Here is a 10,743-nt window from a genome sequence, read left to right on the forward strand (position 1 = left end):
GCCTCCGCCGCCCCGCCGGCCCGACGGGGTGGCGGAGGCCGCGACCGCAGCAGCACCAGCTCGCTCGCCAGCAACACCCAGTCGCCCTGGCGTTCCAGCGGCGCTCGCCGCGCCGCCAGGGCCGAGGCCAGCGCCTCCAGCAGCGGCAGCAGCGGCAGCCGCCCCAGCTCGGTGAGAAGCTCCGGCCGCTCCGCCGGATCCGCCTCCTCCGTCCAGGGCATGGCGGGCGGCGGGGCGGTGTCAGCCGTCATCGTAATGCGGCGCCAGATCGAGGCGCAGGGCCGGCCAGCCGCGCCGCAGCCGCAGCAGGGCCGGCCAGGGCGACCAGTCGGCCGACCAGAAGGCCACGACCCAACGGTCCGTCCGCCGCAACCGGCGGTCCCGCGTCACGGGCAGTTCGTGCACCTGCCGCACGGCGCGGCCGGTGCCCCAGTGCCGCCAGAGCCAGTCCCGGCTCTCCGCCTCGTCCGGGCCGAGAGCCAGCAGCGACGCCGGCACCGGCAGAAGGCGGTGCAGGTCGAAGGGACAGGCACGATCCTCCGCCATGGCGCGCGCCTGCGCCTGGGCCTCGTGCAGGGCCACGGCGTCGCGCAGCCGGCGCGCCAGCAGCCGCGCTCCCCGCAGGCTGATGGCCCGCTCGCCCTCCAGCGGCGCGGCCAGGCCGAGGAACCATTCCTCCTCCAGCCGCGCCAGGTCGCGCCGCCAGGGAATGATCCCCGGCCCTGCCGCCGCGGCACGGAACCGCGCCACCTCCGCCGTGGCGCCGATGACGGTGAGGCTGTGGCGCAGCCAGTCGGTCCGCTCCGGGATCATGCGGCGGCCCTCACAGGTCGAGCAGGCGGGCGGGGCTGTCGCGGGTGATGCGGGCGCGGCGGCGATAGGCCTGGGTGGTGGCGATGCTCTTCTGCCGGGCATGGTGCATCACCTGCTCGTCCAGCGCGCCGCGCAGATAGGCCTCGGTGATGCAGCCGGCGCGCAGCCCGTGCGGCGACAGGCGCTCGGCGGCATCCACGGCCAGTCCGGCGCGCTCGGCCCGGCGGCGCAGGATGAACCAGACCCCGGCGGGCCTCAGCCGGCCGCGCGGCCGCCCGCCCCGCGTCAGGCTGGGAAACACCGCCCCCCATTCGATGCGCGCCCGCTGCAGCCAGGTCTCCATTGCCCGCACCGGGCAGGTGAGCGGGTTGAGCCCGCGCGGGATGCCGACGCGCGCCCCCTCGCCTTCCTGGTCCCCCTTGGCGCGTGGAATCCCGACCGTCATGCCCTCGGCGGTGAAGCGAAGATGCTCGCGGTCGATGCCGGTGATCTCGGAGCGGCGCAGCGCGCCGGCGAAACCGACCAGCAGCAGCGCCCGGTCGCGCAGGCCCGCCATGTCGGTGCCGCAGGCGTTCAGCAGGCGCTTCACCTCGGCCGAGGTCAGCGCCGCCGCCGGCCGCGCCGCCACGCCATGCTGGCCGAGGATGCCGCGCAGCGTGGCGCGGATGGCCGGATGCCGCTGATCCCAGGGCTCGCCGGCCTGGCGGTGCATGTGACCGATCGCGGCCAGCCGACGCCAGAGCGCGCTGCGCCCGACGCGGCCGGCCAGGCTGGCGAGATGGCCGGCCACCACCACCGGCGCCGCCGGCAGGGCGCGAGCGCCGCCGGCCTCGCACCAGGCCTGGAAGGCGCGCCAGTCGCTGGCATAGGCCCGGAGGGTGTTGGCGGAGAGGGCCTGCCCGGCATAGCGGGCCGCCTCGGCCATGGCCTCGCCGACCGGCCCGGCCAGCAGCCGCGCGGTGGCCTCGTCCATCACGTCCGCTCCACCCGGCCGTCGTTCCGCCATATCCCCCACCTCCGCCCGACCGATGACGCGGTCTCGCAGTGTAGGGTCAGCCGGCGCCGGAACAAAGCGGTGGCGGCCTTGGCTAATCCTCCGCCACCAGCCCGCGCCGATCGCGCATGCGAAGGCTCTCCGCCAGCCTCTCCTCACCGGCGCGGAAGGCCTGGAAGGCCGATTCGGTGAAGTCGATATGGCCGCGCATGGCCTCCGCCGCCGCCGCCGCGTCTCCGGCCAGCACCGCCTCCCCGATCCCCAGATGCTGCGCCAGGATCGCGCCGCGCAGATCGTCGCGCCGCCAGTACTGCTCGTGGCTGACCAGGATGCCCCGCCGCAGCAGATCGGCCAGGACGCGCAGGACATGCAGCAGCACCAGGTTGTGGCTGGCCTCGTGCAACAGCCGGTGCAGCCGCAGATCGGCCTCCGCCTCCTCCGTCGGCACGGCGCGCCGGTGCGCCGCCTCCATCGCGGCCAGGGCCTCGCGCAGCGCCACGCGCTCGGGGTCCGTAATGCGCCGCGCCGCCAGGGCCGCCGCCTCCGGCTCCATCAGCCTGCGATACTCGAAATAGTCCCGGGCGATCCGCGGGCTCTGGCCGAAGAGCGTGGCCAGGGGTCCGCTCAGCGGCGCCAGGAAATCCGCCACCTGCGTGCCGGCGCGCGAGCCGGTCAGCAGGCCCCTGTTCTCCAGCTGCGCCAGCGCCTCGCGCAGCGAAGGGCGCGAGACGCCGAGGGCCTCCGCCAGCTCGCGCTCCGGTGCCAGGCGCTCGCCGGGACGCAGCACGCCCTCCAGGATCAGCGTCTCCAGATGGCTGGCCACGGCGCCGGCCAGGGGCTGTGGTCGGATCGGCTGTGGCCGGATGGGCGGCGGTCGGGTCGGGTCGGGCATGCTCCCTCCTCCTGGTCAAAAGACTTTACCAAGAGCGCGGTGCGGGTGACAATGCCGGCCACCGACCCGCCGCCGAAGGATGCGCCATGCCGACCGTCACCAATATCGAGGATCTGCGCCGGATCGCCCGCCGCCGCATCCCGCGCGCCATCTTCGACTACGCCGACCGCGGCTCCTACGACGAGGCGACCTACCGCGCCAACCGCGAGGATCTGGCGGCGCTGAAGCTGCGCCAGCGGGTCATGATCGATGTCTCCGAGCGCAACCTGGCCTCGACCATGCTGGGCGAGCCGGTCTCCATGCCGGTGGCCATCGCGCCGACCGGGCTGACCGGGCTGTTCCACGCCGATGGCGAGATCCTCGGCCGCCGCGCGGCGCATGCCTTCGGCATCCCCTTCACCCTCTCGACCATGTCGATCTGCTCGATCGAGGATGTCTGGGAGGCGACCAAGCTGCCCTTCTGGTTCCAGCTCTACGTCATGCGCGACCGGGGCTTCAGCCGCTCCCTGGTGGAGCGCGCCATCGCCGCGAACTGCTCGGCGCTGGTGCTGACGCTCGACCTGCAGATCCAGGGCCAGCGGCACAACGACATCAAGAACGGCCTGGCCGTGCCGCCCAAGCTGACGCTGCGGAACGCGCTCGACGTCATGACGAAGCCATCCTGGGCGCTCAAGGTGCTGCGCGGCCGGCGCAAGACCTTCGGCAACCTGACCGAGGCGCCGGGTGCGAAGGAGGGCCTGGCCACCCTGTCGCACTGGATCGCCGGGCAGTTCGATCCCTCGCTGTCCTGGAAGGACGTCGCCTGGATCCGCAGCATCTGGCCGGGGAAGCTCATCCTGAAGGGCGTGCTGGACATCGATGACGCGCGGATCGCCGCCGATACCGGGGCGGATGCCATCGTCGTCTCCAACCACGGTGGACGGCAGCTCGACGGCGCGCCCTCCTCGATCTCCGTGCTGCCGGCGATCGCCGAGGCGGTGGGCGACAAGACCGAGATCCTCTTCGACGGCGGCGTGCGCTCGGGCCAGGACGTGCTGAAGGCGCTGGCGCTCGGCGCCAGGGGCTGCATGATCGGCAAGGCCTGGCTCTATGGCCTGGCGGCGGGTGGCGAGGCGGGCGTGACGCAGGCCCTGCAGATCATCCGCAAGGAGCTGGATGTCAGCATGGCGCTGACCGGCACCCGGGATGTCCGCGACGTCACGCCGGAGGTGCTGCACGCGGCGCGCCATGGCGATGTGGTGCGGCCGGCCGGATCGCGGCTGGAGCACGCCTGAACCGGCCGCGGCGGCGCGCCTTCAGCCCGGAGGCGCGCCCTTCTCCTTCTCGAAGGCGGCGTGGTACTCCTCCGCCATGCCGCGCAGGGCACGCCCGATCCGCGCATACTCGTATTCGTTGAGATTGGCGAGGGAGACGCGACCGGCCGGCTGGTCGGCGCCGAAGCCGCGTCCGGGCAGCAGCACGATGCCCGTCTGGTCGGCGATGCGGAACAGCATGTCCCCGGCACCGGCCTTCTCCTTGATCCAGGCGGCGAACTCCTCACCATAGAGGTGCCGCGCGATACGCTCCAGATCGAGCAGGGTGTAGTAGCCCACCTCGTTCGGATCGGATTGCGGCGGCATCCCCAGCTCGCGGTAGAGCGTCGCCTCGCGGCGGCGGATCAGCTTCTTGAGCTGCGCCTTGTAGCCCTCGTTCTCATCCATCAGGGCGAAGAGCGAGAAGAGGACCATCTGCACCTGCTGCGGCGTCGAGAGCCCGGCCGTGTGGTTCAATGCCACGGCGCGGCTGTCGGCGACGAGCCGGTCGATGAAGCGGAGTGCCGCGACATCCGGCACCAGTGAGGAATAGCGCGCGACGAGATCGGCCTTCTCGGCCTCCGGCAGGGCCGCCAGCGCCGCGTCCAGCGCATTGTCCCGATGCGTGGCGATGACGCCAAGCCGCCAGCCTGTCGCGCCGAAGTACTTGGAGAAGGAATAGACGAGCATGGTGTTGCGCGGGCAGACCGCGAAGAGCGAGCGGAAGTCATCGGCGAAGGTGCCGTAGACGTCATCGGTCAGGATGAAGAGGTCCGGCCGGTCCTGCGCCACGATGCGCGCCACGGTCTGCAGGCTGCGGTCATCCATCTTCACCGAAGGCGGATTGCTCGGGTTGACGCAGAAGAAGATCTTGACCGCCGGGTCCTTCAGCTTCTCCAGCTCGGAATCCGGATACTGCCAGTTCTGCGCGGGATCGGCGTGGATCGCCACCTCCTCGAGACCGTACTCCGCGAGTTCGGGGATCTCGATATAGGGCGTGAAGACCGGCAGGCCGATCGCCACCTTGTCGCCACGCCGCACCAGGCCGTTCTGCTGCAGGGTGTGGAAGACATAGGCCATGGCGGCGGTGCCGCCCTCCACGGCGAAGAGGTCGACGCCGCCTGTCGAGAGATAGCCGCCGACCATCTCCTTGACGATGTAGTTGCGCACGATCTCCTCGCTGACGCGCAGCATGCGCGGCGGCACCGGGTAGTTGCAGCCGAGAACGCCCTCGACCATCTCATGCAGGAAATCCGAGGCCGAAAGCCCGAGCTGGTCGCGCACATAGCTGAGCGCGCGGCTGAGGAAGAGCACGCCCGGCTGGTCGCGATGCTCGGCCGTGAAGCGCTCGAAGCGGCCCTCGATCCCCTCCAGCTGCGGCAGGCCGCCGACGCCATCCGGCATGTAGGAGAAGGAAAGCTCCGCCTCGTTCGTCGCGAAGAGGCCGAGGCGGAAGAAGGCGCGCCGCGGCAGGGTGGCCAGGAAGTTCGGATTGCCGCGACCGGCGTTCAGCATCAGCCGGTTCTCCCGCCCGGAGGCCAGCCGGATGAGTTCGTCCTTCAGCTCGAACGGGCTGAGCTTGGCGTACTGGCTGTAGTCGGTCATGGGCGTCTTGTCCTTGCTGGCGGTTCAGGCGAAGGCGACGACGAGCGGCCCGAGAAGGGTGAGGAAGACATTGGCCAGGGCATAGGTGATGGCGAAGGGCGTGGTCGGGATGGCGTTGCCGGCCTTGTCCAGCACCTCGCCGAAGGCCGGATTGGCGCTGCGCGACCCTGACAGCGCGCCGGCGAAGATCGCCGCATTGTCGTAGCGGAGCAGGTAGCGCCCGACGAGCATGGTGACGACCAGCGGCACCACGGTGACGACGACGCCCAGGAGAAAGATCGAGAGCCCGCTGCTGGCTATGGTGCTGACGGCCTGCAGCCCGGATTGCAGCCCGACCACGGCGACGAAGCCGGCCAGGCCCAGGTCGCGCAGCAGGGTGGAGGCGGCGGTGGGCATGTTGCCGATGGCCAGGTGCCGGCTGCGGTACCAGCCGAAGATGAGGCCCGAGAGCAGCGCGCCGCCGCCGCTGCCAAGCGTCAGCGGCACGGCGCCGATCCGCAGCACCAGGAGGCCGATCAGCAGGCCGACGACGAGGCCGAGACCGTGGAAGACGAAATCGGTCTTGTCGCTTGGCACCACGGCGGTGCCGGCGAGTTGCACGGCCCGTTCCACATCCTTGGCGGAGCCATAGAGGGTGGCCACGTCCCCCGCCTCGACGCGCGTCTCCTTCGTCACCGGAACGGGCTTCCCGGCCCGCGTCAGGCCGGTGACATAGACACCATGCCGCACCGCCTCGTCCACCTGACCGCGGATCTCCGCCACCGTATGGCCGATGAACGCTCGGTTCGCCACGGCGACGTCCCGCGTCAGCATGATGACATCCATGCCCTCGGCCGATTGCACCTCGTCGCCCGCCTGCGATGCCAGGCTGACCACGCCGGGCCTCCGTCCGACGATCAGCACGATGTCGTCCTTCTCCAGCCGCAGGTCCGGCTGCAGGCCGATCAGGGCATTGCCGCGCCGCACGCGTTCGACGCTCACCGTGTCATCCGCCATGCCCTCCAGCTCGGCGACGCTCCGCCCGGCCGAGGCGCCGATGCGATAGAGCCGCCCGACGAGCGGCGGCATGGCGGGCTGCTCCCCCGGCCCATAGACCGGCGCGCCCGCCAGCAACGCGGTTTCGGCCTTGATGGCGTCGTCGCGGATGCTGCGGCCCATCAGCCATTCGAGGGCGTTGACGCAGATCAGGATGGCGCCGAAGGAGCCGAAGATGTAGGTCACGGCGTAGCCGATGGCGACATTGGCCTGCAGGCGCTGGGTTTCATCGGCGGCGAGGCCCAGCTTCTCGATCGCCGCGCCGGCGGTGCCGATGATCGCCGACTGGGTCAGCCCGCCGGCGGCGAGTCCGGCCGCCATGCCTTTGTCCAGCCCGAAGATCCGCGCCAGGATGACGACGGTGACGAGGCCGCTGATCGCCAGCACCGCGGCCAGGATGATCTCCCGCACCGAGTGGCGGCCGAGGGAGCGGAAGAACTGCGGTCCGCTCTCGAAGCCCACCGCGTAGATGAACAGCGCGAAGAGCACCGCCTTGATGCCGTTGTCGACATGCACGCCGAGTTGGCTGATCAGCACCGCCACCAACAGCGAACCGGCGACGCCGCCGAGCTGGAACTTGCCGAAGCGGAACTTGCCGATCCAGTAGCCGCCGGCCAGCGAAAGGAAGATGGCGATCTCGGGGGACTGGGCCAGAAGGCCGTGGAGCCAGGACGCCATGCCGATGCTTCCAGGAGAAATTGTCTAGCCGGTGGGCTGTCCGCGTCGGGCATCACAAGGGGAGCGCGATCCGCCGGCCCTGTCCGCTCCGAGGTTTAATGCGCCCTCCCCCCGCGAGGACGTCATCACGATTGCAGGATGGCCGGATCAGAACGCCTCGTAGCGGATGGCGCTGCCGTCATCGCCGCGCATGGTGAAACCGACCCAGCGTCCCGCGGCATCATAGAGCGCGGCCATGTCGCCCTCCGGCCAGCGCCACCGCATCAGCGCCCCGAGCTGGTCGCGCCGGGGGGCGCCGTCCAGCATGCGGCCGGTATGGGCGTTGAACAGGGGCCGCCCCATGCGGCCGGGTTCCCACCAGGACAGTGGCGCGGCCTCCGCCGGCAGCCGCAGCGCGCCCTCCGGCCCCTCGCCGGCGAGGCCCTCCGCCGTGGCCACCAGCCGCAGCCGCGTCTCCCGGCCATTCCGCAGCGTCCGGGAGGCGAAGCCCAGCAGGCGTTCGCCCTGCCAGCGCTCGGAATAGTCATGCGCGTGGCGGTAGACGGTGATGCCGAGCATCGTCACCGCGAGGGCGACCTCGGTCCGGATGGTGCCGTCCGGCTCGGCGCGGACGAGATGCGTGCCGATCTCGCTGTCGCCCCGCAGGACCCGGAAGCGGTAGCCCGCCGGCGGGATGGCGGCGCGGGCGGAAAGGCCGGGCAGCGCCAGCAGGGCCGCCAGAAGGCCCCGCCGGCCCACCGATCCGCCGCTCATCCGTCGCCCTGTCGCCATGCTTCGCCCCTCGTTCCCGCGGACAGAGATGGGACCGCCAGCGGAAAGCGGAAGCCTGTCCTCCGTCCCCCCCGAGACAGACGGGCCGTGCCGTGCCAAACTGGCCGCATGCGGCAATTGCTCCTGCTGCGGCATGCGAAGTCGTCCTGGGACGATCCAAGCCTGCCGGACCACGCCCGGCCCCTGAACACGCGGGGCAGACGCGCCGCCACCATCATGGCCGGCGTGATGCGCGAACTCGGCCTGGCGCCGGACATCGTGCTCGTCTCCTCCGCGCGGCGCACGCTGCAGACGCTCGAGGCCCTCTCGCCGCTGCCGGACAGCCCGCTGGTCGAGCCGATGGACGATCTCTACCTGGCGCCCTGGCCCCGGCTGATGGAGACCCTGCGGGAGGCACCGGAGACGGCGCGCAGCCTGCTGCTGATCGGCCACAATCCCGGCCTGCACGACCTGGCGCTGGCCCTGGCGGGTCCGGCCGGCATGGCGGGCAAGGCTCCCGGCACGCAGCGGCTGGCGGGAGGATATCCGACCGGCGCGCTGGCGGAGTTCGCCATCGCCGCGCCCTGGCGGCTGCTGGAGGCGGGCGGCGGGCGGCTCGTGCGCTTCGTCGCTCCCAACGACCTTCCAGAGATGGCGGGATGAGCAGCGATCCGACGCCGGCGCCCGCCTCCCCCCCGGCCCAGCCCTCCCTGACCCTGGAGGCCACGCTGCCGGCCGGGCAGGCGGCGGCCTTGTGGCGGCACCCCGCCCTGGCCGGGCTGCGGCGCCCCCGCACCGTGCCGGAGGAATGGCTCTGGCTGGACAGTGCCGAGGGCCGGCTGGCGGAGGCCGGCCTGGCCTTGCGCGCCAGCCTCCGGGGCCCGCGGGACCTCTGTCCCCTCATGCCGCCGGAAGGCCCCTCGGCCCCCGGCCTGAGTGCCGGTGCCCCCCACCCCCTCCCCGCCGAGGCCGTGCCGGATGCGCTGGAGGGCGCGATCCTCCTGCCCCGCGCCAGCTATGCCGGGCGCACCGGGCGCGGCAGCCTGGGCGGCATCGCCCTGCGGTTCCGCCAGGGCCGGCTGCGCGCCGCGACCGCCACCGCGCCCGAGGCGCCCTTCTGCGGCGTGACCTTCTCCGGGCCGGCGCCGGCGGTGCTGGACCTCGTCGAGGCCCTGGCCGAAACGCTCCCGCTGCTGCCGGCGGGCGCCAGTCTGGACGAGCAGGCCTTCGCCCTCGCCCGGGGCGGCCCGGCCCGGCCGCGACGGCGCGGCGCGCCGGATCTGGGCGCGGTGGAGACCGTCGAGGCCGCCCTGCCGCTCGCCATCGGCCATCTGGCCGAGGCCATCCTGGCGCAGGCGCCGCTCTGCCGCCCCGATCTCGGGCCGGAGGGGGTGCATCAGTCGCGCGTCGCCGCCCGCCGGCTGCGCTCCTGCCTGAAGACCTTCCGGCCCCTGCTGGACGGGCCCGAATTGCGCGCGCTCGACACCGCCCTGCGCGACTTCGCCCGCGCGCTCGGCGACGCGCGGGAGATGGACGTGTTCCTGCGTGGCCTGGCCTCGGATCTGTCCCGGGCGGTGGGCCAGGATCGCCGCTGGGCCCGCCTGCTGCGTGTGGCCGAGGGCCGCCGCCTGGACGCCTATGCCAGGCTGCGGACGATGCTGGAGGACGCGCCCTTCCGGCGGATGATGTGGCAGGCCACGCGTCTCGCCCTGCTGCCGCCCTGGCGCGATGCCGCGCCGGCACGGCCGTTGCGGCCGGAGGCGCGCCACCTGCTGCACCGGCGCCGCCGGAAGATGATCCGGCGCGCCCGCCACATCGACACCCTGTCCGACACCGAGCTGCATGAGCTGCGGCTGGAGGCCAAGCGCCTGCGCTACACCGCGGAGCTCTTCGCCCCGCTCTGGCCCGGCAAGGCGGCGCGCCGCTTCCTCAAGCGGCTCTCGGAACTCCAGGAGGCGCTGGGCCTGTCGAATGACAGCGTAACGGCACGGCATCTGATCGCCGGGCTGGCCGAGGGCGGCGGTGCTTCGGCCTGGGCCGGCGGCCTGGCGGAGGGCTGGGCCCTGGCCGCGGCCCGCGACAGCCGGGCGGCGGCGCTGGAGGCCTGGCGCCGCTTCGAGCGGCAGGACACTTTCTGGCAGGGCGGCTGAACACGACCACGCCTGCGTGTGGCGCTTGAAACAGCGCCTATCGGTGGTTTAACGATTCCTCCCGTGCCCCGTCGCCGCCGCCTCTTCCGACCCGCCCGCCAGCCCCGGCGCTGGCGCGGCGCGCTACTCGCCTGCGGGGGCGCCCTGGCCATGCTCGTGCTGGCCGGACTTGGCTTGCCCGCCCATCTCCTGGGATCCGCGCCCCGCGAGCAGCAGTGGCAGGCCACGGCGGCCCGGCTGCGGATCGTCGATGGCGACACGCTGCTCCTCGGCGACCGTGCCCTCCGGCTGCGGGGCGTGCTCTCGCCGGCCCGGGGCGAAAGCTGCGGCACGGCCGCCGGCATCGGCTTCGATTGCGGCGCCGCGGCCGCCGAGGCCCTCGCCCGCCTGCTGCGCGGCCGCGACGTGTCGTGCCAGGTGCGGGGCAGCGACCGTTTCGGGCGGGCGCTGGGTGTCTGCCAGGCCGGCGGCGCTGAGGCCAACGCGACGCTGATCGCCGCCGGCTGGGCCCTGGCGGCGGACGGGGCCGACACC

General features: G+C 72.7%; 11 protein-coding genes. 4 read left to right on the top strand and 7 right to left on the bottom strand.

What is annotated here, in order from left to right; genetic code table 11:
- From ACVMLK_RS16990 to ACVMLK_RS17005, 4 genes are all read right to left on the bottom strand, one after another.
- The coding region (locus tag ACVMLK_RS16990) for a hypothetical protein (RefSeq protein WP_457487067.1) at positions 1-251 on the bottom strand (251 nt) is incomplete at its 3' end.
- The gene (locus tag ACVMLK_RS16995; protein ID WP_457487068.1) at positions 241-813 is read right to left on the bottom strand and encodes a hypothetical protein; all 573 of its coding nucleotides are present in this window, start codon (positions 811-813) and stop codon (positions 241-243) included. The genes ACVMLK_RS16995 and ACVMLK_RS16990, both read right to left, overlap by 11 nt.
- Before the next feature lie 10 nt (positions 814-823).
- A complete protein-coding gene (locus ACVMLK_RS17000) occupies positions 824-1,786 on the bottom strand; it encodes a tyrosine-type recombinase/integrase (RefSeq protein ID WP_198364679.1) in 963 nt (320 codons plus the stop codon).
- A gap of 115 nt (positions 1,787-1,901) precedes the next feature.
- Positions 1,902-2,699 (bottom strand): FadR/GntR family transcriptional regulator, encoded by a 798-nt coding sequence (locus ACVMLK_RS17005; protein WP_457487069.1) that lies wholly within the window; start codon positions 2,697-2,699, stop codon positions 1,902-1,904.
- Between the two features lie 86 nt (positions 2,700-2,785).
- On the opposite strand from ACVMLK_RS17005, the gene ACVMLK_RS17010 reads away from it, so the two are divergent.
- Positions 2,786-3,973, top strand: coding sequence for an alpha-hydroxy acid oxidase (locus ACVMLK_RS17010; protein ID WP_457487070.1), 1,188 nt, complete (start codon positions 2,786-2,788; stop codon positions 3,971-3,973).
- A 21-nt stretch (positions 3,974-3,994) separates the two neighbouring features.
- On the opposite strand, the gene ACVMLK_RS17015 is transcribed toward ACVMLK_RS17010, so the two are convergent.
- From ACVMLK_RS17015 to ACVMLK_RS17025, 3 genes are all read right to left on the bottom strand, one after another.
- Entirely contained in the window at positions 3,995-5,596 is a 1,602-nt protein-coding gene (locus ACVMLK_RS17015; RefSeq protein ID WP_457487071.1) for a bifunctional aspartate transaminase/aspartate 4-decarboxylase, read from the bottom strand.
- A gap of 24 nt (positions 5,597-5,620) precedes the next feature.
- Positions 5,621-7,309, bottom strand: coding sequence for an aspartate-alanine antiporter (aspT, locus tag ACVMLK_RS17020; RefSeq protein WP_198364675.1), 1,689 nt, complete (start codon positions 7,307-7,309; stop codon positions 5,621-5,623).
- A gap of 147 nt (positions 7,310-7,456) precedes the next feature.
- Complete coding sequence (locus ACVMLK_RS17025) at positions 7,457-8,080, bottom strand: DUF6134 family protein (protein ID WP_422924481.1); 624 nt, start codon at positions 8,078-8,080, stop codon at positions 7,457-7,459.
- Positions 8,081-8,188: 108 nt separating this feature from the next.
- Between ACVMLK_RS17025 and ACVMLK_RS17030 the strand changes: the two genes are divergently transcribed.
- The 3 genes from ACVMLK_RS17030 to ACVMLK_RS17040 form a co-directional block, all read left to right on the top strand.
- On the top strand, positions 8,189-8,722 hold the full coding sequence (locus ACVMLK_RS17030; protein WP_198364673.1) for a SixA phosphatase family protein: 534 nt from the start codon (positions 8,189-8,191) through the stop codon (positions 8,720-8,722).
- Positions 8,719-10,209, top strand: coding sequence for a CHAD domain-containing protein (locus ACVMLK_RS17035; RefSeq protein WP_457487072.1), 1,491 nt, complete (start codon positions 8,719-8,721; stop codon positions 10,207-10,209). Before ACVMLK_RS17030 ends, ACVMLK_RS17035 begins: the two co-directional genes overlap by 4 nt.
- A 174-nt stretch (positions 10,210-10,383) precedes the next feature.
- A partial coding sequence (locus ACVMLK_RS17040; RefSeq protein ID WP_457487073.1) for a thermonuclease family protein occupies positions 10,384-10,743 on the top strand: 360 nt, incomplete at its 3' end.

Source organism: Teichococcus aerofrigidensis, from assembly GCF_054073225.1.